Source organism: Microbacterium sp., assembly GCF_051860965.1.
In the GTDB taxonomy this organism is placed as follows: Bacteria; Actinomycetota; Actinomycetes; order Actinomycetales; family Microbacteriaceae; genus Microbacterium.
This window is the reverse complement of the sequence record NZ_JBIMKU010000004.1, coordinates 280,605-306,566: the sequence shown is the minus strand read 5'-3', so window position 1 is coordinate 306,566 and position 25,962 is coordinate 280,605. Positions and strand designations below refer to the sequence as shown.

General features: G+C 69.6%; 22 protein-coding genes and 2 tRNA genes. 6 read left to right on the top strand and 18 right to left on the bottom strand.

Going from position 1 to position 25,962, the window contains the following annotated elements; all coding sequences use genetic code 11:
- Window positions 1-10: 10 nt before the first annotated feature.
- From ACTIFV_RS09855 to ACTIFV_RS09845, 3 genes are read right to left on the bottom strand one after another with little or no spacing between them, the layout of a single operon-like run.
- A complete protein-coding gene (locus tag ACTIFV_RS09855) occupies window positions 11-1,288 on the bottom strand; it encodes an MFS transporter (RefSeq protein ID WP_439592606.1) in 1,278 nt (425 codons plus the stop codon).
- Entirely contained in the window at window positions 1,285-1,503 is a 219-nt protein-coding gene (locus ACTIFV_RS09850) for a hypothetical protein (protein WP_439592605.1), read from the bottom strand. Before ACTIFV_RS09850 ends, ACTIFV_RS09855 begins: the two co-directional genes overlap by 4 nt.
- Window positions 1,500-2,123 carry a helix-turn-helix domain-containing protein gene (locus ACTIFV_RS09845; RefSeq protein WP_439592604.1) on the bottom strand — a complete coding sequence of 208 codons (624 nt, stop codon included), beginning with the start codon at window positions 2,121-2,123 and terminating at the stop codon, window positions 1,500-1,502. Before ACTIFV_RS09845 ends, ACTIFV_RS09850 begins: the two co-directional genes overlap by 4 nt.
- Window positions 2,124-2,215: 92 nt before the next feature.
- Between ACTIFV_RS09845 and ACTIFV_RS09840 the strand changes: the two genes are divergently transcribed.
- Entirely contained in the window at window positions 2,216-4,267 is a 2,052-nt protein-coding gene (locus ACTIFV_RS09840) for a M3 family metallopeptidase (protein WP_439592603.1), read from the top strand.
- A gap of 34 nt (window positions 4,268-4,301) precedes the next feature.
- Here the strand turns inward: ACTIFV_RS09840 and clpX are convergent, their stop codons facing one another.
- From clpX to ACTIFV_RS09815, 5 genes are all read right to left on the bottom strand, one after another.
- Complete coding sequence (gene clpX / locus ACTIFV_RS09835; RefSeq protein WP_439592602.1) at window positions 4,302-5,570, bottom strand: ATP-dependent Clp protease ATP-binding subunit ClpX; 1,269 nt, start codon at window positions 5,568-5,570, stop codon at window positions 4,302-4,304.
- A 200-nt stretch (window positions 5,571-5,770) separates the two neighbouring features.
- Window positions 5,771-6,442, bottom strand: a complete 672-nt coding sequence (locus ACTIFV_RS09830) for an ATP-dependent Clp protease proteolytic subunit (RefSeq protein WP_439592601.1) — start codon at window positions 6,440-6,442, stop codon at window positions 5,771-5,773.
- A 30-nt stretch (window positions 6,443-6,472) separates the two neighbouring features.
- On the bottom strand, window positions 6,473-7,057 hold the full coding sequence (locus ACTIFV_RS09825; protein ID WP_439592600.1) for an ATP-dependent Clp protease proteolytic subunit: 585 nt from the start codon (window positions 7,055-7,057) through the stop codon (window positions 6,473-6,475).
- Between the two features lie 144 nt (window positions 7,058-7,201).
- The gene (gene tig, locus ACTIFV_RS09820) at window positions 7,202-8,620 is read right to left on the bottom strand and encodes a trigger factor (RefSeq protein WP_439592599.1); all 1,419 of its coding nucleotides are present in this window, start codon (window positions 8,618-8,620) and stop codon (window positions 7,202-7,204) included.
- A gap of 68 nt (window positions 8,621-8,688) precedes the next feature.
- Window positions 8,689-8,762, bottom strand: a tRNA-Pro gene (locus ACTIFV_RS09815).
- Between the two features lie 254 nt (window positions 8,763-9,016).
- Here ACTIFV_RS09815 and ACTIFV_RS09810 point away from each other — a divergent pair.
- A tRNA-Gly gene (locus ACTIFV_RS09810) sits at window positions 9,017-9,090 on the top strand.
- 296 nt (window positions 9,091-9,386) lie between these two features.
- On the top strand, window positions 9,387-10,268 hold the full coding sequence (locus ACTIFV_RS09805; RefSeq protein ID WP_439592598.1) for an alpha/beta fold hydrolase: 882 nt from the start codon (window positions 9,387-9,389) through the stop codon (window positions 10,266-10,268).
- On the opposite strand, the gene ACTIFV_RS09800 is transcribed toward ACTIFV_RS09805, so the two are convergent.
- The 3 genes from ACTIFV_RS09800 to ACTIFV_RS09790 all read right to left on the bottom strand — a co-directional run bounded on the left by ACTIFV_RS09800 (window position 10,269) and on the right by ACTIFV_RS09790 (window position 13,539).
- On the bottom strand, window positions 10,269-10,619 hold the full coding sequence (locus ACTIFV_RS09800; protein WP_439592597.1) for an A1S_2505 family phage non-structural protein: 351 nt from the start codon (window positions 10,617-10,619) through the stop codon (window positions 10,269-10,271).
- Between the two features lie 242 nt (window positions 10,620-10,861).
- On the bottom strand, window positions 10,862-11,398 hold the full coding sequence (locus ACTIFV_RS09795) for a gamma carbonic anhydrase family protein (protein WP_439592596.1): 537 nt from the start codon (window positions 11,396-11,398) through the stop codon (window positions 10,862-10,864).
- Entirely contained in the window at window positions 11,395-13,539 is a 2,145-nt protein-coding gene (locus ACTIFV_RS09790; protein ID WP_439592595.1) for an acyltransferase family protein, read from the bottom strand. The genes ACTIFV_RS09795 and ACTIFV_RS09790 overlap by 4 nt, the downstream gene beginning before the upstream one ends.
- A 162-nt stretch (window positions 13,540-13,701) precedes the next feature.
- Here ACTIFV_RS09790 and ACTIFV_RS09785 point away from each other — a divergent pair, with 162 nt between their 5' ends.
- A complete protein-coding gene (locus tag ACTIFV_RS09785) occupies window positions 13,702-14,187 on the top strand; it encodes a Dps family protein (RefSeq protein WP_439592594.1) in 486 nt (161 codons plus the stop codon).
- A 71-nt stretch (window positions 14,188-14,258) separates the two neighbouring features.
- Window positions 14,259-15,530, top strand: coding sequence for an ion channel protein (locus ACTIFV_RS09780; RefSeq protein ID WP_439592593.1), 1,272 nt, complete (start codon window positions 14,259-14,261; stop codon window positions 15,528-15,530).
- On the opposite strand, the gene ACTIFV_RS09775 is transcribed toward ACTIFV_RS09780, so the two are convergent.
- The 6 genes from ACTIFV_RS09775 to ACTIFV_RS09750 all read right to left on the bottom strand — a co-directional run bounded on the left by ACTIFV_RS09775 (window position 15,521) and on the right by ACTIFV_RS09750 (window position 21,313).
- A complete protein-coding gene (locus ACTIFV_RS09775) occupies window positions 15,521-16,177 on the bottom strand; it encodes a response regulator (protein ID WP_439592592.1) in 657 nt (218 codons plus the stop codon). The two genes, ACTIFV_RS09780 and ACTIFV_RS09775, sit on opposite strands and share 10 nt — an antisense overlap.
- A 4-nt stretch (window positions 16,178-16,181) precedes the next feature.
- A complete protein-coding gene (locus ACTIFV_RS09770) occupies window positions 16,182-17,537 on the bottom strand; it encodes a sensor histidine kinase (RefSeq protein WP_439592591.1) in 1,356 nt (451 codons plus the stop codon).
- Between the two features lie 112 nt (window positions 17,538-17,649).
- Window positions 17,650-19,134, bottom strand: coding sequence for an amidohydrolase (locus tag ACTIFV_RS09765; protein WP_439592590.1), 1,485 nt, complete (start codon window positions 19,132-19,134; stop codon window positions 17,650-17,652).
- Complete coding sequence (locus ACTIFV_RS09760; protein ID WP_439592589.1) at window positions 19,131-19,781, bottom strand: FMN-binding negative transcriptional regulator; 651 nt, start codon at window positions 19,779-19,781, stop codon at window positions 19,131-19,133. The genes ACTIFV_RS09765 and ACTIFV_RS09760 overlap by 4 nt, the downstream gene beginning before the upstream one ends.
- 15 nt (window positions 19,782-19,796) lie before the next feature.
- On the bottom strand, window positions 19,797-20,774 hold the full coding sequence (locus ACTIFV_RS09755; RefSeq protein WP_439592588.1) for an Fpg/Nei family DNA glycosylase: 978 nt from the start codon (window positions 20,772-20,774) through the stop codon (window positions 19,797-19,799).
- Complete coding sequence (locus ACTIFV_RS09750; protein WP_439592587.1) at window positions 20,774-21,313, bottom strand: ribose-5-phosphate isomerase; 540 nt, start codon at window positions 21,311-21,313, stop codon at window positions 20,774-20,776. The genes ACTIFV_RS09755 and ACTIFV_RS09750 overlap by 1 nt, the downstream gene beginning before the upstream one ends.
- A gap of 118 nt (window positions 21,314-21,431) precedes the next feature.
- Between ACTIFV_RS09750 and pepN the strand changes: the two genes are divergently transcribed.
- Window positions 21,432-23,975: an aminopeptidase N gene (gene pepN / locus ACTIFV_RS09745; RefSeq protein WP_439592695.1), complete on the top strand. Its 2,544-nt coding sequence runs from the start codon at window positions 21,432-21,434 to the stop codon at window positions 23,973-23,975.
- 42 nt (window positions 23,976-24,017) lie between these two features.
- Here pepN and ACTIFV_RS09740 read toward each other — a convergent pair whose 3' ends face one another.
- Window positions 24,018-25,892, bottom strand: a complete 1,875-nt coding sequence (locus tag ACTIFV_RS09740; RefSeq protein WP_439592586.1) for an endonuclease/exonuclease/phosphatase family protein — start codon at window positions 25,890-25,892, stop codon at window positions 24,018-24,020.
- Between the last annotated feature and the right edge of the window lie 70 nt (window positions 25,893-25,962).

Below are 25,962 nucleotides of genomic sequence, written 5' to 3'. Positions count from 1 at the left end.
CTGCACAGGGTCAGTGCTCGGGCTCGTCGTGGTTCGACGCCTCCCGCAGCAGACGCACGCAGACGACCGTGGCGACCAGCGTCACGACCCCCGCGATGGCGTAGGGCAGTCGCAGGTCCGCGCGCGCGACGAGACCGCCCAGGAGCGTGGCGAACGGGAAGAGTCCCCACGTGAAGGTGCGGATGATCCCCAGCACACGGCCGAAGATGCGACCGGGCACGATCGCCTGGCGCAACGCCCCCCACGGCACGTTCCACGTCGACACGGCGAAGGCCATGAGCGCGTACGCAACGATGCCCGTGGCGAGCTCGGGCGCCGCCCACACGCCGAAGAGCGACACCCCGGCGAGCAGGTTGGCCCCCAGCATGACCGCGCCACGACCGAACCGCGCGACCAGCCGCGCCGCGACGAGCGATCCCGCGAGGGCGCCGAGTCCGATCCCGGCCGTCACGACGCCGATCGCGGCGGGCGCGACATCCAGTTCATCGAGGAAGTAGAGGATCGTCGGCGCCTGTGCGAAGGCGAACGCGCAGCCGATGATCGAGGTGAAGATCACCATCGAACGCAGGAACCGGTGATTCCAGAGATACGAGACCGCCTCGCGAGCCGAGACGCCGGATGCCGCGACCTGCGCCGCTGCGTTGTCGAGCGGCTCGACAGCCTCTCGGGAACCCGCCTGCGCACGAGCCGCCGCGAGCGGAAGCAGCAGTGCGAGAGCGATCGGGATCGTGTAGCCGGCCGCCCCCACCCACAGCGGCAGGGCGAGCGACACCGCAAAGAGCAGGCCGGCGATCGGTGTGGCGATGAAGCTGTCGATCGTCACCTGCGCAGCCTGCATGAAGCCGTTGGCGCGATCGAGCGAACGGCGCTCGACCAGGGCGGGCACGATCGCGTTCGTCGCATTGTCGAAGAGCGTCTCGCCGAAACCGAAGACGAGCACGCCGACGAACAGCCACCAGATGGTGAGCGAACCGGTGACCGTGAGCACGGCGAGAGCCACTGCGGTGCCACCACGCAGGGTGTTGGCGATCGCCATGATCCACCGGCGATCCCACCGGTCGACGATCATGCCGGCGGGAAGCCCGAAGACGAGCCAGGGCAGGAAGGCCAGGGCGCCGATCGCCGCGATCGCGAGCGGGTCGCGCGTGAGCGTCGTCGCGATGAGCGGCACCGCGGTGCGCCCGAGTCCGTCCGCGAGGTTGCTGAACGCCGCAGCCGTCCAGAGCTTGCCGAAGTCGCGTGAGAGCGGGGCCTTCGGGGGTGCGCCCGTCGCCGTGGCCGAGGTCACCGGAGCTGGTTCGCGACCGGTGCGAGCAGAGTCGCGCGTGCGCGGACGTCGAGGGCGGCATCGGATGCCGGATCCCGGCGCACCGCGACGGCTCGAGCGGCGCGACGCTCGAGGCGCGCGGCGACGATCCGATCGAGTCGGGCGGCCGTGCCGAGCAGGAAGCGCTCGAACGGGGTCGCGGGCGCGAGCAGGCGGGGGGCGTGAATGGCGGTCATGACTTCTCTCCCAACTCGGGGAGCGGGAACACATCGGCCCGGATGCTGACGGGCCGGACGTTCTCGCCGGTCTGATTGCGGTAGGTGTCCACGGCGTCATCGATCAGCGCCATGATCTTGAGCTGGAGCTCTTTGCTCTGCTCGGGGGTGAGGCGGGTGGTGGCGGTCGAGATCAGCGTGCCGTTCTGCCAGAAGTCCTCGAGGCCGTTGAACCCGCGCTCGACGAAGTCCATGAGCTGCTGATTGCGGCCGCGCAGGAACTCGGTCATGACGATCTGAGAGGCCGCCCGCCCGGCCGGCGTGGCCATGGCCTCGGGGTTGGCGAACGAGACGCCGCCCTCGGGGCGCTCCCACCAGCGCTCTCGGCCCGTGCCCCGGCCCGCGCTCTCGCGGATGAGGTCGTGCTTGGCGAGGGCGCGGAGGTGGTAGCTCGTCGATCCGCTCGACTCCCCCGTCATCTCGGCGAGCGAGCTCGCCGTCTGAGGGCCGTACTGGCTGAGGATGTCGTACATCCGCACCCGCAGAGGATGAGCGAGCGCCCGCAGCGCGCCGCTGTCGAGAACACGGTCCTCGCTGTGACGCGCCTCGGTGGGGTTCACGGCATCCGGCAGCTCTTCCATGTGTCGAAGATAGCAATGCAAAGATGTCTTTGCAAGTACTTCTTTGCAAAGACTCGTAGGTACCCGATCGCGTGCGCGATTAGGCTGGACTCATGGCGTCTGAGAACCCCCTCCTGTCCCCCACCACGCTCCCTTACGGACTGCCCGACTACGCGGCGATCCGTCCCGAGCACTACCTCCCCGCCTTCGACGCGGCATTCGCAGCTCACAAGGCCGAGATCGCGAGCATCACGCGCGTGAGGTCGATGCCCACCTTCGAGAACACGATGATCCCGCTCGAATCCAGCGGCAGGCTGCTCGGCGATGTCGCGCGCACCTTCTACACGGTCTCCTCGGCCGATGCGACCGACGACATCCAGCACATCGAGGAGACGCTCGCGCCCCTCATGTCCGCGCACCAGGACTCGATCCAGCTCGACGCGCACCTGTACTGGCGCATCAAGACACTCCACGAGCAGCTCGACACCCTCGACCTCGATCCCGAGCAGCGGTACCTCGTCGAGCGCCACTTCCGCGAGATGTCGCACGCCGGCGCCGGACTCGACGACGACGCGAAGGCGAAGGTCACCGCGATCAACGAACGCCTGTCCACGCTCACGACGACGTTCGAGAAGAACCTCCTCGCCGACACGAACGACCTCGCGGTCGTGTTCGACTCCGCGGCAGACCTCGACGGCCTCACCGAGGGCGAGCTCTCGGCCGCGGCGCAGGCGGCGGCCGACCGGGGTCTCGACGGCAAGTGGGTCGTGACGCTGACGCTGTTCACGGGGCATCCGTACCTCTCGTCGCTCACGAATCGAGACAGTCGCAGGCGCATCATGGATGCCTCGCGCGCGCGCGGCAGCCGTGGCAATGCGCACGACAACGGCGTGGTACTGCGCGAGATCGTCCGCCTGCGCGCCGAGCGTGCCGCCCTTCTCGGATACGACACCCACGCCGCCTACATCACGTCCGACGAGACGGCCGGCTCACCCGAGGCCGTGCACGACCTGCTGCGCAGGCTCGCCGTGCCCGCCGCCGAGAACGCGCGCCGCGAACAGGCCGCTCTGCAGGCCATCATCGACGCCGAAGCGGAGCCTTTCGCGCTCGAGGCTCACGACTGGGCGTTCTACACCGAGAAGGTGCGCAAGGCGCGGTACGACCTCGATACGGCGGCACTGCGCCCCTGGTTCGAGGCCGAGCGCGTGCTGCAGGACGGTGTGTTCCGCGCCGCGACAGAGCTCTACGGCGTGACCTTCACAGAACGGACGGACCTCGCGGGCTACCACCCCGACACCCGGGTGTTCGAGCTGCACAACGCGGACGGTTCGGCGTTGGGCCTGTTCGTGCTCGACCTCTACACCCGCGATTCCAAGCGGGGCGGTGCGTGGATGAACTCGATCGTCCTGCAGTCGCGCCTGCGCGGCACCGACCCGATCGTCGTCAACAACCTCAACGTGTCCAAGCCCGCGGCCGGCCAGCCGACGCTCCTGACCCTCGACGAGGTGACGACGCTCTTCCACGAGTTCGGCCACGCGCTGCACGGCCTGTTCGCAACAGTGACGTACCCGCACTTCGCCGGCACGAACGTCTTCCGCGACTTCGTGGAATTCCCGAGTCAGGTCAACGAGATGTGGATCTACTGGCCCGAGATCCTCGCGAACTACGCGAAGCACATCGAGACGGGAGAGCCGCTGCCTGCGGATGTCGTCGAGAAGCTCACGGCGAGCGAGGCCTTCAATCAGGGCTTCGCGACGAGCGAGTACCTCGCGGCCTCCTGGATCGACCAGGCCTGGCACTCCCTCGACGCCGACGCCGCGGCGGCCGACCTGGATGTCGCGGCGTTCGAGGCAACCGCCCTCGCCGACATCGGGCTCGACAACCCCGCCGTGCCCACCCGCTACTCGTCGACGTACTTCGCCCATGTCTTCTCGGGCGGCTACAGCGCCGGCTACTACTCCTACATCTGGAGCGAAGTGCTCGACGCCGACACCGTCGAGTGGTTCCGGTCGAACGGCGGTCTCACGCGCGAGAACGGCGATCGCTTCCGCACGCGCCTGCTCGGCGTGGGCGGATCCAAGGACCCGCTCGAGGCCTACCGCGACTTCCGGGGACGCGATGCCGAGATCGAGCCGCTCCTGAAGCGCCGCGGGCTCGCGGCCTGACGAGGGATGAGCGAGAGCGCCGGGCCCCGCGGGGTCAGGCGCTCTTGCGCTTCTCGCGCAGCACGAACGTGGGAGCGGCGCGCTCCTCGACCGAGGCCTTCGTCACGATGACCTTGTCGACGTCGTCGGTCGAGGGGATGTCGAACATGATGGGTCCGAGCACGTCCTCGAGGATCGCACGGAGCCCGCGGGCACCCGTCTTGCGCTCGACTGCGAGGTCGGCGATCGCCTCGAGGGCCTCGGTCTCGAACTCGAGCGCGACGTCGTCGAGCTCGAACATGCGCTGATACTGCTTCACGAGGGCGTTGCGCGGCGAAGTCAGGATCTCCATGAGCGCCTCGCGGTCGAGCGGGTTGACCGACGCCACGACCGGAAGACGGCCGATGAACTCGGGGATGAGCCCGAACTTGTGGAGGTCTTCGGGCCGGACCTCGCTGAACAGCGTGAGGTCGTCGCCCTTGTTGTGCAGCGGAGCACCGAAGCCGATCCCGTGCTTGCCGACGCGGTTGGAGATGATGTCCTCGAGACCCGCGAAGGCACCTGCGACGATGAACAGGACGTTCGTCGTGTCGATCTGGATGAACTCCTGATGCGGATGCTTGCGCCCGCCCTGCGGCGGGACCGACGCGACCGTGCCCTCGAGGATCTTGAGGAGCGCCTGCTGCACGCCCTCGCCCGAGACATCGCGCGTGATCGACGGGTTCTCGGCCTTGCGGGCGATCTTGTCGATCTCGTCGATGTAGATGATGCCCGTCTCGGCGCGCTTGGTGTCGAAATCGGCGGCCTGCAGGAGCTTCAGCAGGATGTTCTCGACGTCTTCGCCGACATAGCCCGCTTCGGTGAGGGCCGTGGCATCCGCCACCGCGAAGGGCACGTTGAGCCGCTTCGCGAGCGTCTGCGCGAGGTAGGTCTTGCCGCACCCGGTCGGACCGAGGAGCAGGATGTTGCTCTTGGCGATCTCGACCTCGTCGGCGCGCTGCTCGGCGGGCTGGATCGTGCCGTGGGCGCGCACCCGCTTGTAGTGGTTGTAGACGGCGACCGACAGGGCGCGCTTCGCGTGCTCCTGCCCGACGACGTACTCCTCGAGGAACGCGAAGATCTCGCGGGGCTTCGGCAGATCGAAGTCCGACACGACACCCGAGGACGACTCGGCCATGCGCTCTTCGATGATCTCGTTGCACAGCTCGACGCACTCGTCGCAGATGTAGACGCCGGGGCCGGCGATCAGCTGCTGGACCTGCTTCTGGCTCTTGCCGCAGAAGGAGCACTTGAACAGGTCGGCACTCTCACCGATGCGCGCCATCAGGCTCCTCCTCGTGAAACAGGGGCGTTCATCCCCCCGAACGTCCTCCGAGCCTAACCGGTCGCGGCGACATGGGGCGGGATTGCTACGGCCATTGTGGAAGCCGGGCGTGGCGCTCTGCCGTGAGCGGATGGGTCCACCCGCATGACGAAACCCCGCCGCCGGCGAACCGGGCGACGGGGTTTCGACGCATCCATCGTCTACGAGGCGATCGCGGCCTGTCCGCGCTTGCGTGTCGTGAGCACCTGGTCGACGATGCCGTACTCGAGCGCCTCGGCAGCCGAGAGGATCTTGTCGCGGTCGATGTCCTTATTGACCTTGGCGACGGCCTGGCCCGTGTGGCGCGCCATCGTCTCTTCGAGCCAGGTGCGCATGCGCAGGATCTCGGCCGCCTGGATCTCGATGTCGGAGGCCTGACCGTGGCCGGCCTCGCCCATCGCGGGCTGGTGCATCAGGATGCGGGCGTTCGGGAGCGCGAGACGCTTGCCGGGCGCGCCGGCGGCGAGCAGCACGGAGGCCGCCGAAGCCGCCTGACCGAGCACGACCGTCTGGATCTGGGGCGACACGTACTGCATCGTGTCGTAGATCGCCGTCATGGCCGTGAAGGAGCCGCCGGGTGAGTTGATGTACATGATGATGTCGCGGTCGGGATCCTGCGACTCGAGCACGAGCAGCTGCGCCATGACGTCATCGGCCGACGCGTCGTCGACCTGGACGCCGAGGAAGATCACGCGGTCCTCGAACAGCTTGTTGTAAGGGTCCTGGCGCTTGTAGCCGTACGCCGTGCGCTCCTCGAACTGCGGGAGCACGTACCGGCTGCCGGGCATCTGCAGACCCTGGTTGGCCAGACCGCCGAAGGTGGGGACGTTCATTCGTTGTTCTCTCTTTCGCCTTCGGTCGTCTCAGGACTTGGTTCCGCCGCCGCCGATGACATCGGCGGCCGACTCGCGGATGTGGTCGACGAAGCCGTACTCGAGGGCTTCCTGCGCCGTGAACCAGCGGTCGCGGTCGCCGTCCTCGTTGATCTGCTCGACGGACTTGCCCGTCTGCGCCGCGGTGATCTCGGCAAGGCGGTTCTTCATCGAGACGATGAGCTGAGCCTGCGTCTGGATGTCGCTCGACGTGCCGCCGAAGCCGCCGTGGGGCTGGTGCAGCAGGACGCGGGCGTTGGGCGTGATGTAGCGCTTGCCCTTCGTGCCCGCCGTGAGCAGCAGCTGACCCATCGAGGCGGCCATGCCGATGCCGACGGTGACGATGTCGTTGGGCACGAACTGCATCGTGTCGTAGATCGCCATTCCGGCAGTGATCGAGCCGCCGGGCGAGTTGACGTAGAGGAAGATGTCCTTCTCCTGGTCCTCGGCCGCGAGAAGCAGGATCTTGGCGCAGATCTCGTTCGCGTTCTCGTCGCGCACCTCCGAGCCCAGCCAGATGATGCGGTCCTTCAGCAGCCTGTCGAAGACGCTCGTCGCGACAAGTGGTTCAGCCATGTGACTTCTCCTGATTCCGTGGTCGTCGCAGTCGAATCTACCGGCGCGTCGCGGGCCTTCCGGCCGTGTTCGCCCTGGGCAGAGCGGCGAGACGAGACGAGGGTGGATGCCGCGGCATCCACCCTCTTCATCCGTCCTGCGCGATTACGCGTCAGCGGCCTTCTTCTTGGCGGGAGCCTTCTTCTTCGGCTTCTCCTCCGCCTCGATGATCGCGTCGGCGTCGGCCGCGGCATCCGCGATCTCCTGCGCCTCGTCCACGACCTCTTCCTCGGCCTCGGCCTCGTCTTCGATCGCGACGAAACCGGTCAGATCGACGGGCTTGCCGTTCGTGTCCACGACGGTGACCTTACCCAGCGCGACCGCCAGGGCCTTGTTGCGTGCGACCTCGCCGATCATGGCGGGCAGCTGGTTGCCCTGCTGGAGCGCGTCGACGAACTCCTGCGGCGCCATGCCGTACTGCGCGGCCGACTGGATGAGGTACTGCGTGAGCTCGTCCTGCGAGACCTGCACGTTGGCCTGCTCGGCGATCTTGTCGAGGATCATCTGCGTCTTGAACTGCTTCTCGCTCGCCTCGGTGACCTCGGCGCGGTGGACGTCGTCCTCGAGACGGCCTTCGCCCTCGAGGTGGTTGTGCACCTCGTCCTCGATGAGCTGCGGCGGAACCGGGATCTCGACCTCGGCGATGAGCTTCTCGACGAGGGCGTCGCGGGCGGCGGCACCCTGCGTGAAGGCCGACTGCTGGCCGACGCGCTCGGTGAGGCTCTCGCGCAGCTCGGCGATGGTGTCGAACTCGCTCGCGATCTGCGCGAAGTCGTCGTCCGCCTCGGGCAGCTCGCGCTCCTTGACGGCCTTGACCGTGACCGAGACCTCGGCCTCTTCGCCGGCGTGGTCGCCGCCGATGAGCTCCGAGCGGAACGTGGTGTCCTCGCCCGCGGTGAGCGAGTCGATGGCCTCGTCGATGCCCTGCAGCAGCTCGCCCGAGCCGACCTCGTACGAGACACCCTCGGCGCGGTCGATCTCGTTGCCGTCGATCGTGGCGACGAGGTCGAGCTCGACGAAGTCGCCGGTCGTCGCCGGGCGGTCCACCGTGATGAGCGTGCCGAAGCGGCCACGCAGGCGGTCGAGCTCCTCATCGATCGCGGCCTCGTCGACCTCGGCCGCGGGGACCTCGAGAGTGAGACCTTCGAACGCGGGAAGCTCGAACTCGGGACGCACGTCGACCTCGACGGTGACCTCGAGGTCGCCCGAGAAGTCCTTCTCGTTCGGCCACGTCACGACCTCTGCCGACGGGCGGCCGATGACGCGGAGCTCGTTCTGCTCCGCCGCCTGGCGGTAGTACGTGTCGAGGCCCTCGCTGACGGCGTGCTCGAGCACCGCGAGGCGGCCGACGCGCTGGTCGATGATGGGGGCGGGGACCTTGCCCTTGCGGAAGCCCGGGATCTGGACGTCCTGTGCGATGTGCTCGTACGCGTGCGCGATGCTCGGCTTGAGCTCCTCGGGCGTGACCGTGATGGTGAGCTTCACCCGCGTGGGGCTGAGCGTCTCGACGGTGCTGGTGACCATGCCTGTTGTTCTCCTCGGTTGGACCGCGCGTGAGCGCGGGGATATGAAGTCTGGGTGAGGGTCGTTCGTCGGGGCGACAGGATTTGAACCTGCGGCCTCCCGCTCCCAAAGCGGGCGCTCTACCAAGCTGAGCTACGCCCCGGGCAGGTCGCGCGCGCACGCGGACACGAAACGGCCCTGAGAAGTCTAGCCGACGCACGTGCAGGGGTTCTGTGCGCGCGTCCGGGCGCGGAAACGTCGGATGATTCGCGTTCGGTCGGAGCATTCCGCCGCGATCCTCCGACGGAAGCCCGGTTCTCCGACCGAGTGTGCGTCCCGCGTCGGCGCGTGCGTCCAGTAAGATTGTGGATGCAGCGACTTCCGGTCGCGCGCATTTCGGCTCTGATCAGCCGAAATGGGGCTGTAGCTTAGTGGTAAAGCCTTAGTCTTCCAAACTAATGATGCGGGTTCGATTCCCGTCAGCCCCTCCAATGCCCCGAAGTGCCGCCGCAGGCGGTGCAGCGGGGCATTCGCGTGGCTGCCGTCGGAACCGATCCCGCGTGCGGGCGGTCCCGCCGTGTCGGAGGCTCCGCGCAGCGCGCAGCGATGCGTGGAGGGACACGGTGGCCGATTCCCGTCAGCCCCTCCAACGCCCCGAAGTGCCGCCGCAGGCGGCGCAGCGGGGCATTCGCCTCGGTGGCTCACGGGCCGGAGTCACCCCGGACGGGTGATTGCCCGAGGGGATCCGCGGCGGGAGGATGAGGCGTCCATCCGCCGGAGGTCACCCATGGCATCCCCTTCGCCTCGAAAGCTGCCGCGCCGACCCGCATCGACACTCGCCGAGAAGTGGACGCGCGTCGACGGCGTCGACGTGTTCTACCGCGAGTCGGCGAGTCCTGCTCCGGATGCCCGTGTGCTGGCGCATCTGCACGGGTTCGGCCTGTCGGGGCGCTATCTGCTGCCCACGGCCGAGAAGCTCGCTGACGAGTTCCACACGCTCGTGCCCGACCTCCCCGGCTTCGGGCGCAGCGGCAAGCGGAAGGACATGCTCGACATCCCCGACCTCGCTCACGCCGCGATGGACTTCTTCGACGATCGAGGGGTCGACAAGGTCTCGCTCGTGGGCAACTCGATGGGGTGCCCGGTCATCCTGGAGTGCGCGCACCACTACCCCGAGCGGGTCGAACGCGCCGTGCTCGTGTCACCCGCGGGCGGCGTGTTCAATCGACCTCTTCGGCGAGCGATGGCGCAGTTGGCGATGGATGCCCCGCGCGAGCCCACACGGATGGCGCGCGTCGCGGTCCCCGACTACCTGCGCTTCGGCGTGCCCAGCACCACGCGGCTCTTCAAGGCGCTCACGCAGTACCCCTCGCTCGAGCGCCTGCTGGCGCTCAAGATCCCGACTCTGGTCGTGCTGGGCGAGAAGGATCCGCTCCTCCCCCATGCGCACCGCATCGACGAGATCGCCGGACAGACCGACTCGCACGTGCTCGTCGTCCTGCTCGAGGGCGCGGCGCACGCGATCAACTTCAGCCACCCCGATCAGCTCGCCCACGTGATCCGCCTCTTCATGGACGACGTCGCGATCGCGAACGACCCCGACTGGCCCGAGCACCTGCGCGTATACGAAGTCCACCGTGGCGTGAACCACCCGCCGGCCCGGGACTGATCAGGTCAGGAACGACTCCGGGAGGACGACGTTGCCGGGTGCCCCCGCGAAGAACCCTCTGACCTCATCGGGGGTGTAGCCGGCGATGCCGCATCCGACCTCCGTCACCAGGAAGCGCAGTCCGGGATGCTCGGCCGCGAACGCGAGGAAGCGTCCCGCCTGCTCCTCGAACACGTGCAGGCCCGACATCGTGTCGATGCCATACGACTGCCCCTGCAGCCCCTCGGACTGACCCCACACCGCGCCGAAGCGGTCGTACGCGAATCGAGCGGCTCCCCCGCCGTGCGCGCCGTTCGCATTCGAGCCGAAGACGAAGACCTCGTTCGGCGCGAGCGACTCGATGCGGCTCATGTCATTCCTCGTCCGACTCCGGACCCTGCGCGCGGTACCAGCGAAAGGTCATCCAGGCGACGATCGCGAGGATGCCCCCCATCGAGATGGCGAAGATCCAGCCGACGGCATCCATCTCTTCATGCAACCAGCCGCGCGCAGAGCGCACAACTGCGGACCCGTCTCGCGACGCGCCGGGCAACCGCGCCCCGCGCACGGCGTGTCGACACAGATCTCCGCATTCGTGCGCGCTGTGAAGGCGCTCAGACCGCGACGGCGTCCTCGTGCTGCGCGGTGTGTGCGAGGTACGCGGCGGCATTGCGCAGCAGCGCGTCCTTCTCGTCGGGGGTGAGCTCGCGCCGCACCTTCGCCGGGACTCCCGCCACGAGCGAGCCGGGAGGCACGACGGTGCCCTCGAGCACGACGGCACCGGCGGCGACGAGGGAACCCGCGCCGATCACCGCGCCGTTGAGGACGACCGCACCCATGCCGATGAGCGAGCCGTCGCCGATCGTACAGCCGTGCACCACGGCGTTGTGCCCGACCGAGACGTCCGACCCGATCAGCACGGGCGATCCGCGGTCGACGTGAACTGCCACGTTGTCCTGCAGATTGCTGCGCGCGCCGACCGTGATCGTGTCGCCGTCGGCGCGCAGCACGGCGTTGTACCAGACGCTCGCGCCCTCGCCGAGGGTCACGGCCCCGATCACGCGCGCGCCGGCGGCGACGAAGGACGTCGCGTGCAGCACGGGTGAGAGTCCGCTGACGGACAGGACGCTGGCGCCTTCGGCTACGGTCATGGCGAAACTCTACCCAGGGCGTCTTCGACGGCTTCGGCGTACCAGGGACCGAGCGTGTCGGCGAAGGTCACCGTGAGGTGGTCCTGGTCGCGGTAGATGTTCGCGCCGCCGACGACGGGAGAGCACACCTCCTCGCCGCAGAAGACGTCGGTGAAGTCCAGGAGAGTCACACCCTCGATTCCGGATGCCGCCGCCCGCAGCGGATCGTCCTCAACGAGCAGTTCCGACCGAGGGCCGTCGCACGCCGAGGCATCCCGCGTCCGCAGGCACTTGTTCGGATCGGTCTCCCACACGGGGTTGTCGACGACCGTGATCACCGGGATGCCGCGATCGAGCACCTCGCCCCACGCGTCCTGGTACCCCGCGACCGCTGCGTCGTAAGACGAGCCGTAGCCGGCCGAGGAGTACGGGGTCGTGGCGATGGCCGCGGTGAAGACGGCATCCAGGTCCGCGTCCGCGAGTTGAGCCCGCACTCCGTCGCGCCATTCCGTGCACGCCGCGCCGAATGCGCCGGGTGTGGACAGGGGGGTCGTGTTCCACGGACACGCGCCCTTGAACCAGGTCGTGAGGTGCCATCCCCTCTCGTCGGCGAGGGACTGGAACGTCGACAGCAGCTGATACGCGTGGCTGTCGCCGATCAGCGCGACGCGCGGCGCATCCGGATCCTCCGAACCGAACTCGCACGACACCGGACGCGCGTCGTTGAGCTGCACGAAGCACTGCGCGGCGTCGGGACGGTCGACGCCGGCGAAGCCGGGCGCCGGCAGGATCGTGTCGCCGAAGTCGGTGCCCGCGCACGCGTCGTCGAGGACGAATGCGGCGCCGAAGCACTCGGGAGGGTTCTCACGCAGCTCCTGCAGCGACCGGACGCCGTCGTTGTAGGTCGATGCGTTCACCGCCCACGCCGTGCCCGCGGCGCCCGCGACGACGAGCATCGCGGCGAGGGACGACCACAGGGTGACGCGCGCCGGCCGCGACGTCAGGACCTTCCAGCTGCGCGCCGGGTCCTCGACGAACCGCTTCGTGAGCCACGCCAGCACGAAGCACAGCACGAGCAGCGCGACGCGGTGGTAGATCGTCAGCCCCCAGAACGGCACCGACGGCGCGATGATGATGAGCGGCCAATGCCAGAGGTACAGCGAGTAGGAGATGTCTCCCACGAACTGCGCGGGGCGCAGCGACAGGATCCGGGTGGGGTACCACCAGCGCTCGGTGTTGGACGCGGCGATGACCGCGGCGGCCCCGAGCGTCGGGAGCAGCGCCATGTACCCCGGGAACGGGGTCTGCCCGTCGAAGCGGAAGGCCACGAACAGAAGAACGAGCACGCCACCCCAGCCCAGGAGGAAGCTCACGAAGGCGTTGCGCACCTGCAGGAGCGGGATCAGCGCGATCATCGCGCCGACGCCGAACTGCCACATCCGCCCGAAGGTCACGAAGTAGGCCGGCGCCGGGTTCGTGATCGTGAACACGACGCAGAAGACGAAGGATGCCACGGTCACGACGCCCAGCGCGATGAGCACCGCCCTGCGACGCGCACCGCGGAAGTACTTCACGCCGATCCATGCCGCCAGCAGCATGATGAGCGGCCACAGGACGTAGAACTGCTCCTCGAGCGACAGCGACCAGTAGTGCTGCACCGTCGTGGGGTCGCCCGCGTGGTTGAGATAGTCGGCGGAGTTGAGAGCGAGGAACCAGTTCTCGACGTAGAAGGTGGATGCGATGATCTCGCGCACCTCGTTGGGCAGCGCGGAGGTCGGCGTGAGGTACGGGGACATCGCGACGAGCGCGCAGACGAGGAGGACGAGGAGGGATGCCGGCAGCAGGCGCCGGGCGCGTCGCGCCCAGAACTGCCCGAGACGCACCGTGCCCGTCGCCGTCAGCTCGCGCATCAGGTGCCCCGTGATCAGGAACCCCGAGATGACGAAGAAGATGTCGACGCCGACGTAGCCGCCCGGCAGCCGCGCCGGCCAGAAGTGATAGAGCACGACGAAGAGCACCGCGATCGCGCGGAGACCCTGCACGTGGGGCAGGAAGCGCGACGGCTCGGCGTGCTCGGGTGAGCGATCGCGCGGTTCACGACGGCGGAGCCGCGCGGGGTCGCCGAGATTCTGCGGGCCGAGGTCGTGATCTGCGGAAGGCACGAGTCGACGCTACCCGGTGGGTCACGGCATCCCGAACCGCCTCTCCGGGGTCGTTTAGCCCAGCCTTCGCTTGCTTGCGGAATGTGCCGGGCTGAGTAGCGTTGAGACCACCAGGGCCCCGTTCGAGCGAACGGACTCCGCCCGAAGATGGAGGCGACAGACATGACGAAGACCACCACGATCCCCGCGACCGCGGCCGACCCCACGATGGCGGCGGGCACCGCTCAGTTCCTGACCCCGCTCGTTCTCGGGCTCCAGGCCCTCGCCGTCAACGGCAAGCAGGCGCACTGGAACGTACGCGGCTCCAACTTCATCGCGATCCACGAGCTGCTCGACACCCTCGTCGCGAACGCGCAGGCGAGTGCCGACCTCGCCGCGGAGCGGATCGTCGCTCTCGGCCTCCCCGTCGACGCCCGCGTCGCCACCGTCGCGGCCAAGACGCAGGCGACGGCCGTCCCGGCCGGCTTCACGCAGTGGCAGACCCTGATCCGCGACGTGATCTCGGACATGGATGCCGTGATCGCCGACACGCAGGCCGCGATCGACGGCCTCGACGAGGTCGACCTCACGAGTCAGGATGTCGCGATCGCGATCAAGGCGGGCCTCGAGAAGGACCGCTGGTTCCTCTTCGCGCACCTCGCGGAGTAGCGCAGACCGTCGAACGGGGTCGGGGCCTTCGGGCCTCGACCCCGTTCGCGTTCCGCCCCTAGGGTGAAGCCGTGAGCGATGAGCCCGCGCCGCTCGGCGCCCCCAGCATCCGGAACCTCGTCCTGCTCGCGATCCCGGCGATCATCATCGGCGTGATCTCGGCGCTCCTGCTGTGGACTCTCGACAGGCTCGCCGAATGGCTGCAGCAAGGGCTCTGGCAGGCGCTGCCGGACGCGCTGGGGCTCTCACGGGAGAGCCCCTGGCTGACGCTCGGCGTCCTGACGATCACGGGGCTCGCGGTCGGACTCGTCGTCCAGTTCGTGCCGGGGCATGCCGGGCCCGACTCGGCGACGACCGAGCTCGACACGCCGCCGCCGCGCCTGCGCGAAGTGCCGAGCATCGCGCTCGCCGTGCTGATCAGCCTCGCGGGCGGGGTGAGCCTCGGGCCCGAGAACCCGATCATCGCGATCAACGGCGCGATCGCGGTCGCGCTGTGCGCGCGGTTCGTCAAAGTCGTCCCGGGCAAGGTCGCGATCCTGCTCGCCTCCGCCGCCACGATCGGTGCGCTGTTCGGCACGCCCGTCGCCGCCGCACTCGTGCTGACCGGAACGGTCGCCGCGGTGCGAGGCGGGGGCTCGCTGTGGGACAAGCTGTTCCTCCCCGTCGCCGCCGCCGGCGCGGGCGCGCTGACGATGCACTGGCTCGGGTCTCCCCCGCTCGCGTTCGACGTGCCCGCCTACGGTGGTCCGTCGCCGTTCGACTTCGTCACCGGACTGCTCGTCGCCTCCGTCTCGGCCGGGCTCGGCATCCTCGCCGCCTTCGTCTTCCCGTACATCCATCGCGCGTTCCACGCGCTGCGTCATCCTGTGCTGTTCACGACGCTCGGCGGGCTCGTGCTCGGGATCCTGGGCATCGTCGGCGGGCAGATCACGCTGTTCAAGGGGCTCGAGCAGACCGGCGAGCTCATCGCGAATCCAGGCGACTACTCGACGGGCCAGCTCGCCCTCTTCACGGTCGTGAAGATCGTCGCCCTGCTGATCGCCGCCAGCGCGGGCTTCCGCGGAGGGCGCATCTTCCCCGCCGTCTTCGTCGGCGTCGCGCTGGGTCTGTTCTTCCAGTCGACCATCCCCGGCATGCCGGTGGGCCTCGCGATCGCGTGCGGTGCGATGGGCGTCGTGCTGCTGGCGACGAAGGACGGCTGGATCGCGCTGTTCATCGGGGTCGCGCTGACGGGCGACATGACGCTGCTGCCGATGCTGTGCATCATCGTGCTCCCGGTGTGGCTCCTCGTGACCAAGGCGCCGGACCTCGCCGTGAAGGCCCCCGCGACGCCTCAGCGCTGAAGGAAGGCCAGCACCGCCAGCACGCGCCGGTGATCCGACCCCGACTCCTCGAGCCCGAGCTTCTGGAAGATCGCGCTCACGTTCTTCTCCACGGCGCCCACGCCGATGAAGAGGCGCTGCGCGATCGTCGTGTTGCTGCGGCCCTCCGCCATGAGCTCGAGCACATCGCGCTCACGGGGAGTCAGCGCCGCGACCGGGTCGGGGCGGGCGGCGATGAGCTGCCGGACGACGAGCGGGTCGAGCACGGTGCCCCCGTCGCGGACCCGCTGCACGGCATCCGTGAACTCCTCGAGCGAGGTCACGCGATCCTTCAGCAGGTAGCCGACGCCGCCCTCGCCCTCCGCGAGCAGCTCGCGGGCGTACACGCCCTCGACGTACTGACTGAGCACCAGGATGCCGACCTGCGGCAGGCCGGAGCGCAGCTGCAGGGCCGCACGGATGCCCTCATCGCGGAATCCTGGCGGCAGTCGAACGTCGAGGATCGCGACATCCGCCTTCGCATCGCGCACCCGCGCGACGATGTCGGCGGCGTCGCCGAATGCGCCGGCCGTGACGTAGCCGGCCTCGTCGAAGAGGCGCACGAGGCCCTCGCGCAGCAGCACGGAATCCTCGACGAGCACGACGCGCAGTGCGGTGGCTTCTGTCATGGCGTCAGGATACGGCGGGCGCCGGGAGCGGGATGTGGATGCTGATCGCGCTCGGTCCGCCGGCCGGACTGTCGACGACCAGCGCGCCGCGCAGACCGGCGACCCGCTCGCGGAGTCCTTCGAGCCCGTGCCCCGGGGCGAAGCGCGCCCCGCCGCGGCCGTTGTCGACGACCCAGATGTCGAGCATGCCGAGCGCTTCGTCGGTGGCGGGACGGAGGGATGCGGTGAGCGTCGCGGCGGCGGCGGCGGAGTGCTTGATGGCGTTGGTGAGCAGCTCGGCGACCGTGAAGTACGCCGTGCGGGCGATCTCCGGGCTCGCCGCCTGATCGATCGCCGGATCGACGTCCACGTGCACCGAGAGCGGCGCCCCCGCAGCGAGCGCGGTCAGCGCGGCGGCGAGTCCGCGGTCCTGCAGCAGCGGCGGCGCGACACCGCTCGAAAGCGCCCGCAGTTCGTCGAGCGCGGCCTTCGCGTGACCGCGCGCCTCGCGGGCGAGCTCGGCCGCGGCATCCCCGTCTCCGGCCTCGGCGCGACGTTCGAGCGCCGCGAGGTCCATCTGCAGACGCACGAGGCGCTGCTGGGGTCCGTCGTGGATGTCGCGCTCCAGCCGCCGCAGCGCGACATCCTCGGCGTGGACGGCCGCGCCGCGCGCGGCGGCCTCGGCCCGCACCTCGGCCGCGAGGTCGTCGGACCGCCAGCGGCCGAGGAGCCCCCGCGCGATGCCGTGGTGGGCGCGGGCGAGTCCGCCGAGCACCCACGGCATCGTGAACGTGAAGACGAGGCCCGCGAGCAGGTACAGCACGACCTCGACGGCCCACCCGTTCCAGCCCGAGAACAGGGGCACGGAATCCGCCACGTAGCGCCCCCACCGCCCGCCGTCGGTGCGTGGGAGGAACAGACCCCAGAACCAGTAGGTCAGTCCGCCGAGTCCGACGCTCAGCCACGTGACCGTCAGCGCGAACGAGATCGTGCTGACGATCGGGCTCACGACCATGCCGTGCACGAGGTAGGTCCAGTAGTGCGCATTGCGGATCGGGCGAGTGAGCGTCGCCCAGAAGCCGGTCGCATCGGGCGCGTCTCGACTCCAGGTGGGCTCATCGATCGCGGGCAGCCCGGTCAGCTGCAGGAGGAAGCGGTCGGCGACGCCGAAACCGCGAGCGATCAGCAGCGTCAGCACGATGAGCGGCAGCCCGATCACGAGGATCAGCAGTCCGACGCCCGTCCAGAACAGCCCCGCGAGGACGCCGACCGCCGCCATCGCCAGGACGAACACCGCGAGCAGGTACACGGCGCTGCCGGGCACTCGCTTCCACGCCTCGCGGTACGAAGCCCAGAAGCCCGGGGCGGGGGGTGCTGTCATGGACGTCCCTGTCGGATCCGCGGTGGACACCATCATCGTCGAACTCATGCCTCCAGCCTGGCGATCGGGCACGGCCTGGGGCATCCGACCCCCTCCCGGACCCGAGCGGGGGCTAACCCCCGTGCGTGATCCGGCCGCCGAGCAGGGTCGCCGTGACGGTCATCTCCCGCAGCCCCGGTTCACTCGCGGCGAGGGGGTTCTCGGCGCACAGCGCCAGATCGGCGGTGGCGCCGACCTCGATGCGGGCGCCCGCCGCCGAGCCGCCGTGCGTGGATGCCGCGAGGGCCGTCGAGGCATCCACCCCCTGCTCGAGGCGCCACGGTGCACGACCGTCGCGTGTGCGATAGACCGCCGCCGCCATCGCCGCCCACGGGTCGAGCGGCGACACGGGCGCATCCGAGCCGAACAGCAGATTCGCCCCGGTGTCGGCGAAGGAGCGGAGCGCGTACGGAAGCGCCGTCTGGTTCGCCCAGATCGCGTCGGTCATGTCCCGGTCGTCGATGGCGTGCTCGGGCTGCACGCTCGCCCCGACGCCGAGCCGGGCGAACCGCGGAATGTCGGCATGGGCGACGAGCTGCGCGTGCTCGATGGTGCCCCACGCGCCGGTCACGGCGAAGGCGTCGAGCGCGTGCGAGTTCGCGACGTCCCCGATCGCGTGGATCGCGCAGGAGAGCCCCGCTCCGGTCGCCCGGGTCATGAGATCGACGAGCGTCGCAGGATCGACCGTCAGCAGACCGTGGTTGTGCGGGTCACCCGGGTACGCGTGCGAGCATGCGGCCGTGCGCGTACCCAGGGAGCCGTCGGTGATCACCTTGAGAGAACCGACGCGGGCGAGATCGGAGGCCGCTCCCCGTGCGACGTCGCCGGTGCGCAGACCCTCGGCGATCGCGCGATCGAGGAACTCGGGATAGATCCCGAACGCGACCTGCAGTCTGTCGAATCCGCCGTTCACCCGGCGGGTCCAGGCATCCTCGTTCCACGCCATGTCGAGGTCGACGAGACCCACGACACCGCGGGATGCGGCATCCCGAGCCATCTCGGCGACCAGCCGGTCGCCGACCGCCGGGTCCACCGCGTTGAGGCGGCGCGAGATCTCGAACGCCGGCGCTTCGCGCAGCATGCCGCTCGCGTCGAGAGGCATCGCCTCGCGTCGCAGCGCGGCGGAGTTGAGCCAGACGCTGTGCACGTCGGCGTTGATGAGGTACGTCGGCACGTCGCCGGTCGCCGCATCGAGCACCGCGAGGGTGGGCTCGTCGCCCCACAGCGCGTCGCGGAAGCCGGTCCCGACGCGTCGGCCGTCGGCGAGAACGGGGGCTGCACCCATGATGGATGCCGCGTGCGCGGCCGATGTCGCGTGCCCGAGCGCCTCGCGCTGCGCGACGAGGGCCCACTGGACGACGTGGACGTGGTGGTCCCACAGGCCCGGGATGAGCCAGGAGCCGTCGGCGTCGAGCACCTCGCCCGCAGGCTTCATCGCTCCCGTGGGGGCGATGTCGGCGATGACGCCGCCGTCGAGGAAGACGTCGACCGCGCCGTCGTCGGGCAGGAGCTCGCGGCCGGCGCCGGCCACGCGCGCGCCGACGATCGTGCCGATCATGTGTTCTCCTTCCGCGCCGCGGCGAGGGCGTCGTGCGCGCGCCGCATCTCGGCGGCCAGCGGAGCGTTCGCCCACGGCTCGTCGCCCGAGAGCTCGGCGATGATCGTCTCGACCACCTCGGGCGTCTTGTTCTGGCTGAGCTTGCGCTTCGCGACGACCTTCGTGGGGGTCAGTCGGAACCCGATCGTGCCCTTCTCGAGCCGTTCGACGAACGCGGGGTCGTTCGGCGCCTGCCACATCAGCCGCGGCTGCGGCATCCCGCCTTCGAAATGCGCGACGAGCTTGTCGAGCACCCGGAGGTTCTCCTCGGGAGTGAGCAGCTCGGGAACCCCCGACAGGTGGGCCGAGACGAAGTTCCACGTGGGGACCTCGGTGCCTCCGTCGTACCAACCGGGCGAGATGTACCCGTGCGGGCCCTGCACCACGACGAGCAGCTCGCCGTCGCCGAGGCCGTGGATCAGATCGTCGGGGCGGCCGACATGCCCCACGATCGTGAGGTCGTCGCGCTCGTCGTCGAGCAGGACCGCGTAGTGGGATGCCACGAGCCCGTCATCGGTCTGGCTCACGAGCGTGACCCACGGATTGCGGGAGATCAGGCGGCGGAGTTCGGCGACATCCGTCATCGCGAAGCTCGGGTTCTGACGCATGGGATCAGCCTAGATTCACGCTTGACAGCGCGGGCACCAGTAGAGCTTGCGGGTCGCCATCTCCTCGACCACGATCGCCGTGCCGCAGACGCGGCACGGCAGCCCTGCACGGTGATAGACCCAGTGCCGATCGTCGCGGCTCGCCATCGCGGCGCGCCACTTCTCGGGCGACAGGTCGTCCATCGTCATCATCTGCCCGGTCTCGACGCCGATCGCGAGCAGCCGCACCCAGTCCCGCCAGATGCCGCGCACGACGTCGGCCGGCACGTCACGGCCGGGCGTGTGGGGGTTCTGCCGGGCGCGGAAGAGCAGCTCGGCGCGGTAGACGTTGCCGATGCCGCTCACGACGGACTGGTCCATGAGCAGCTGGCCGATCGCGGTCGGCTTGCGGGCCACGACCGCGACGACGCGCTCCTCGCCCTCGGTCGCGTCGTCGACGAGCGGGTCGGGCCCGAGCTTGGCGATCGTGGCGGCGACCTCGTCGGGCGTCTGGAGCTCGCACGCCGTCGGCCCCCGCAGGTCGGCGCAGGTCACCTCGGTGAGCAGCCGCAGACGCACCTGCCCGACGACCGGCGGGGGCCACTCGGTGTCCTGCTCCGGGAGTCCCGTGGTCTGCTCGGACATCCGCACGCGCGTTCGGCGGGGAGCGCCGATCGACGTCAGCGAGTTCTCGCCGGCATCGTCGAAGACCGTGCCGCGCTGGTTCGTCTGCCCCATCCGGCCGTTGGCCGAGGCGATCGTGCGATCGGCCAGCACCTCGCCCGCGAAGTCCCACGCGCCGTACATGCCCAGGTGCACGCGCAGCCAGAGGTCGTCGTCGAACTCGAGGAACATCTGCTTGCCGACGGCGCGGACCGTCGTCGCGGTCCGTCCGTCGATGACGGCGGCGCCTTCGGCGAACCTGCCCTGCGGGCTCGACGCCCGGACCACCCGGCCGACGAAGTTGCGATCGAACTGGCGGGCGATGCGATGAACGGAGTGACCCTCGGGCATCAGCCCGCTTCGGGGTCGAAGTCGTCGGCGGACTCGCCGCCCCGCGCAGCGCGCGGCGCCCGGGGATCGGGCTCGAGATGCCCGTCCTGCTCGTAGGCCGCGATCTGGCCGATGCGGCGCACGTGGCGCTCCTCGTTCGAGAACGGCGTCGCGATGAAGCGGTCGATGAACGACGCCGCCTCGTCGAACGTGTGCTGGCGTGCGCCGATCGCGATGACGTTGGCGTCGTTGTGCTCACGGGCGAGCTCGGCGGTCGCGATGCTCCACACGAGCGCGGCGCGCACGCCCTGGACCTTGTTGGCCGCGATCTGCTCGCCGTTGCCCGACCCGCCGAACACGACGCCGAGCGTCTCGATGCCATCGGCCTGGTCGCGCACGACCGCCTGGGCGGCGCGGATGCAGAACGCCGGATAGTCGTCGAGCGGCTCGTAATCCAGCGGTCCGTGGTCGACGACGTCGTGACCCTGGTTCGCGAGATGGTGCTGCAGCTGCGTCGAGAAGTCGAGGCCGGCGTGATCGGTCGCGATGTGGATGCGCATGCCTCTCATCCTAGGGAGCGCACGGCGTCGGAACGGCGGCGCGGGTAGGGTGGGAGGGTTGCCGTCGGCGCCAGCAGCGCCATTCGCGGCATCCACCATCCACCCCATGGGAGCCGTTGTGCCTGGAGAGAACCTCACCCGAATCGAGGCGCAGGAGCGCCGCGCGATCGTCGACACCCAGTCGTACGAGATCGCCCTCGACCTCACGAAGGGCGCCGAGGTCTTCGGCTCGCGCACCGTCGTGCGCTTCACCGCGACGCCCGGCGCGTCGACCTTCATCGATCTGATCGCCCGCGATGTGCGCGAGATCACGCTGAACGGTCGCGCGATCGACCCCGCGACGGCGTTCGCCGACTCGCGCATCGCCCTCGACGGGCTCGAGGCCGACAACGAGCTCGTCGTCGACGCCGACACCCTCTACACGAACACCGGCGAGGGTCTGCACCGCTTCGTCGACCCGGTCGACGGCGAGGTCTACCTGTACAGCCAGTTCGAGGTCCCCGACTCGCGGCGCGTCTTCGCCGTCTTCGAGCAGCCCGACCTCAAGGCGACGTTCCAGTTCACCGTGACCGCGCCGGCGGCGTGGAAGATCGTGTCGAACTCCCCCACGCCCGAACCCGTCGCGACCGGCGCCACCGCGACTTGGTCCTTCGAGCCCACGCCGCGCATCTCGTCGTACATCACGGCCCTCATCGCCGGCCCCTACGAGGTCACGACGTCCGAGCTCACGAGCTCGTCGGGTCGCGTCATCCCGCTCGGCGTCTACGGCCGCAAGAGCCTGTGGCAGCACCTCGACGCCGATTACATCTTCGACAAGACCCGCCAGGGCTTCGCGTACTTCGAGGAGAAGTTCGGCTTCCCCTACCCGTTCGCGAAGTACGACCAGCTCTTCGTGCCCGAGTTCAACGCGGGCGCCATGGAGAACGCCGGCGCCGTGACGTTCACCGAGACCTACGTGTTCCGTTCGAAGGTGACGGATGCCGTCAAGGAGCGCCGCGTCGTCACGATCCTGCACGAGCTCGCCCACATGTGGTTCGGCGACCTCGTCACCATGAAGTGGTGGAACGACCTCTGGCTCAACGAGTCGTTCGCCGAATGGGCGTCGACGATCGCGACCGCCGAGGCCACCGAGTGGACCGAGGCGTGGACGACTTTCAACGCGATGGAGAAGACCTGGGCGTACCGCCAGGATCAGCTTCCCTCGACGCATCCCGTCGTCGCCGAGATCAACGACCTCGAGGACGTGCAGGTCAACTTCGACGGCATCACGTATGCCAAGGGCGGATCGGTCCTCAAGCAGCTCGCCGCCTGGGTGGGCATCGAGGAGTTCTTCGCGGGGGTCGCGGCGTACTTCCAGAAGCACCAGTGGGCGAACGCCGAGGCGGGCGATCTGCTGGCCGAGCTCGAGGCGACCAGTGGCCGCGACCTGTCGACGTGGGCGAGGAAGTGGCTCGACACGGCCGGCGTGAACACGCTCTCGCCGGAGATCACGACCGACGCCGATGGCAAGATCACGCGTTTCGCGATCGTGCAGACGGCGCCCGCCGACTACCCGACGATCCGCCCGCACCGCCTCGGCGTCGGGTTCTACAGTCTGCAGGGCGACGCGCTCGTGCGCGTGCACCACGTCGAGCTGGACGTCGACGGCGATCTCACCGAGGTGCCCGAGCTCAAGGGCATCGCGCGGCCCGACCTCGTGCTGCTGAACGACGAGGACCTCGCCTACGCGAAGATCCGCCTCGACGACCGATCGCTGCAGACCGCGATCGACCACCTCGCGAAGATCAGCGACCCGCTCGCCCGCTCGCTCGTGTGGGGCGCCGCGTGGGATCAGACCCGCGACGCCGAGGCATCCGCCTCCGCCTACCTCGACCTCGTGCTGCGCAACATCGCGACCGAAACCGAGTCGACGACCGTGCGCACGACGCTCGCGCAGCTGCAGCTCGCTGCGAACTCGTACGTCTCCCCCGAGAAGCGGGCCGCCGCCCGCGAGCGCGTCGCCGACGGGCTCTGGACGCTCGCACAGGGTGCGGAGTCCGGCAGCGACAACCAGCTGCAGTTCGTCACCGCCTTCGCGAGCGCGGCGTCGACGCCCGCGCAGTGGTCGCAGGTGCAGGCGCTCCGCGACGGCGCCGTCACGCTCGACGGACTCGAGATCGACACCGACCTCTCGTGGGCGCTGCTCGTCTCGCTCGCCGCCGGCGGCGTCGTGACGGCATCCGACATCGACGACGCCCTCGCTGCCGACAACACCGCCAAGGGCGGCGAGTTCGCGGCGCAGGCCAAGGCGGCGCTGCCGAACGTCGAGGCACGTCGTATCGCGTGGGACGCCCTCATCGAACAGGATGACGCGCCCAACACGATCGTGCGTGCCGCAGCCCTCGGGTTCACGCACCCGGCGGGCGTCGACGTGCTCGGCGGGTTCGTCGCGCCGTACTTCGACATGCTGCTGCCCATCTGGAACTCGCGGTCGTACCAGATCGCTCAGTACCTGATCGTGGGCCTGTACCCGGCGGCGCTCGCGAACACCGAGCTGCGGGACGCGACGCGCGCGTGGCTCGCCGGCAACGCCGACGCCGCGCCCGCCCTGCGTCGTCTCGTCAACGAGAACCTCGCCGGAGTCGAGCGTGCCCTCGCCGTGCAGGAGCGCGATGCCCAGTGATGCCGACCGAACGGCCCGTCTCCTCGAGGGACGGGCCGTTCGTCATTCCACCGTCGCGGTGATCATGAAGTGGTCGGAGAGCTCAGAGACGACGACGGATGCCGCGGTCACGTCGAGTCCTGCGACGAAGAGGTGATCGATCTCGCTGTCGGGGTCGTCTGCCGAGGATGTCAGGGCAGGGCGGATCGAGGCGAGAGCATCCTCGACCCCCGCACCGAGCATGACGTCCCACGCCCGGGTGCCGGGTTCGGTGTTGAGGTCGCCACCCGCGATGAGGGGTCCTTGGGCCGCAGCCTCGGCCATCCGAGCGGCGAAAAGCTCGGCTTGACGAAGAGTGCGATCCTCGCCGTCGGAGTCCGGTTGCAGATGCGTCGAGATGACGCGCACGGGCTCGCCGTTCCACCTGACCGTCGCCGTCGTCATCCCCGCGCCCGTCACTGCATCGAACATCGGGAATCGCTCCGTGCGCACGTCGCTCACGGGCAGGTCCGTCAAGATCGCGTCGCCCCAGACCTGGTCGGCCGCGGGCCCGAACACCGCGCGCATCCCGAGCATCCGTGCCAGGATCGCGAGCTGGTCCTGGCCGCCGTTCAGCAGCCAGCCGCGGTCGATCTCGCTCAGCAGGATGACGCGGGCGCCGCTCGCGCGCAGCTGCGCCGCGACGCCGCTCGGATCGAACGCGCCGTCGATGCCGTAGCCCATGCGCAGGTTGTAGGCCGCGGCGGTCAGCGAATCCGACTGCGCCACGCCGCGTGTCGGGATCGTGAGGGCGGGGCCGACGAGTGCGACCGCGACGGCGGCGAGCCCCGCGATGACGGATGCTCCGGCATCCCGCGCTCCGGACTCGTCGATGCGCACCACCGAGGCGACCACATCGGCGTCGGTCACCGGACCGCCGGAGCGATAGGCGATCGTCCACGCCGCGACACCGATCGCGAGCAGCACGATCGCGATGTCGGCGCGATAGCCGAGGTCGTAGCCGGCGTAGAAGACGAAGAACACCGCGGTCCACACGACGGCTCCGACGCCGGCTGCGAGCGCCGTGCGCCGTGACGATCGCCCGGGCGCGGCGAAGAGCAGCAGCCGCGCAAGGGCCGCCGGGCCGATCAGGAAGCCGACGAGCGCGAAGCCGCTCAGCACCCCGTGCGCTCCGTCGCGCGTCACTTCGGGCAGCATGCTCACGGCGACGGCGCCGACCAGCAGCACGGCCGAGACCCACGGTCGCCGGCGCGGCGACGCCGACAGGGCGACCACGACGCCCGCCCAGGCGCCCGCGACGACCGCGAGCGATCCCCACAGCGGATCGATCGCCGAGCCGCGTCCGACGTTCACGAGCGCGAGCTGCAGCAGGAGCATCCCGGGCAGCACGAGCAGCGCGGTGCGCGGTGCGACCGGCTCCGCACGAAGCCAGCCGACCTCCCGCACGGCGAGGGCGACCAGCAGCGCCTGCACGATGAGGAGGGCGACGGCCCAGGCATCCATCCGCCACACGGCGCCGAACGTGCCGAGCGCGGCATGCGTCGTCGCCGCGACGGCCACGCCCAGCATGACGCTCGGCACGAGGGCGCGTCCGAGCGACGCCGTCGCGAGGCACAGCGCGGCCACCGCCAGCACGACTCCGAGGGAGCTGCCGTACAGCTGCACCGGACCGCCCTCGGGATTCGCCTGCAGCAGGATGCGCACGGCGACGGCCGCCACGAGCAGCCAGGCGGCCAGTCGAGGAGCGCTCCGCGGCACGAACGCGAGGAGCACGAGCGGAGCGGACATCACCGCGAGCGCATACAGCCCCATGAGTTCGGGCGGCGTCTCGGCGGCCCGCCCGAAGATCGTGATGAGCGACGGCGTCCACAGGCGCCAGAAATCGGTCAGGAGCCAGACGGCGACGACACCGAGCGCCGAGAGTGAACGCAGCTGCATGCGCTCAGTCTGGCGTGCCACCGCGTAGTACCGGGGTACCACGCGGCAGGCATGCGAGACCCTCCTCGCG

Bases quoted from the DNA above. Each gene is read 5' to 3' on its own strand.
- ACTIFV_RS09850 (WP_439592605.1), bottom strand. From the start codon at position 1,503: ATGACCGCCATTCACGCCCCCCGCCTGCTCGCGCCCGCGACCCCGTTC.
- ACTIFV_RS09845 (WP_439592604.1), bottom strand. From the start codon at position 2,123: ATGGAAGAGCTGCCGGATGCCGTGAACCCCACCGAGGCGCGTCACAGC.
- ACTIFV_RS09840 (WP_439592603.1), top strand. From the start codon at position 2,216: ATGGCGTCTGAGAACCCCCTCCTGTCCCCCACCACGCTCCCTTACGGA.
- clpX (WP_439592602.1), bottom strand. From the start codon at position 5,570: ATGGCGCGCATCGGTGAGAGTGCCGACCTGTTCAAGTGCTCCTTCTGC.
- ACTIFV_RS09830 (WP_439592601.1), bottom strand. From the start codon at position 6,442: ATGAACGTCCCCACCTTCGGCGGTCTGGCCAACCAGGGTCTGCAGATG.
- ACTIFV_RS09825 (WP_439592600.1), bottom strand. From the start codon at position 7,057: ATGGCTGAACCACTTGTCGCGACGAGCGTCTTCGACAGGCTGCTGAAG.
- tig (WP_439592599.1), bottom strand. From the start codon at position 8,620: ATGGTCACCAGCACCGTCGAGACGCTCAGCCCCACGCGGGTGAAGCTC.
- ACTIFV_RS09805 (WP_439592598.1), top strand. From the start codon at position 9,387: ATGGCATCCCCTTCGCCTCGAAAGCTGCCGCGCCGACCCGCATCGACA.
- ACTIFV_RS09800 (WP_439592597.1), bottom strand. From the start codon at position 10,619: ATGAGCCGCATCGAGTCGCTCGCGCCGAACGAGGTCTTCGTCTTCGGC.
- ACTIFV_RS09795 (WP_439592596.1), bottom strand. From the start codon at position 11,398: ATGACCGTAGCCGAAGGCGCCAGCGTCCTGTCCGTCAGCGGACTCTCA.
- ACTIFV_RS09785 (WP_439592594.1), top strand. From the start codon at position 13,702: ATGACGAAGACCACCACGATCCCCGCGACCGCGGCCGACCCCACGATG.
- ACTIFV_RS09775 (WP_439592592.1), bottom strand. From the start codon at position 16,177: ATGACAGAAGCCACCGCACTGCGCGTCGTGCTCGTCGAGGATTCCGTG.
- ACTIFV_RS09770 (WP_439592591.1), bottom strand. From the start codon at position 17,537: ATGACAGCACCCCCCGCCCCGGGCTTCTGGGCTTCGTACCGCGAGGCG.
- ACTIFV_RS09765 (WP_439592590.1), bottom strand. From the start codon at position 19,134: ATGATCGGCACGATCGTCGGCGCGCGCGTGGCCGGCGCCGGCCGCGAG.
- ACTIFV_RS09760 (WP_439592589.1), bottom strand. From the start codon at position 19,781: ATGCGTCAGAACCCGAGCTTCGCGATGACGGATGTCGCCGAACTCCGC.
- ACTIFV_RS09755 (WP_439592588.1), bottom strand. From the start codon at position 20,774: ATGCCCGAGGGTCACTCCGTTCATCGCATCGCCCGCCAGTTCGATCGC.
- ACTIFV_RS09750 (WP_439592587.1), bottom strand. From the start codon at position 21,313: ATGCGCATCCACATCGCGACCGATCACGCCGGCCTCGACTTCTCGACG.
- ACTIFV_RS09740 (WP_439592586.1), bottom strand. From the start codon at position 25,892: ATGCAGCTGCGTTCACTCTCGGCGCTCGGTGTCGTCGCCGTCTGGCTC.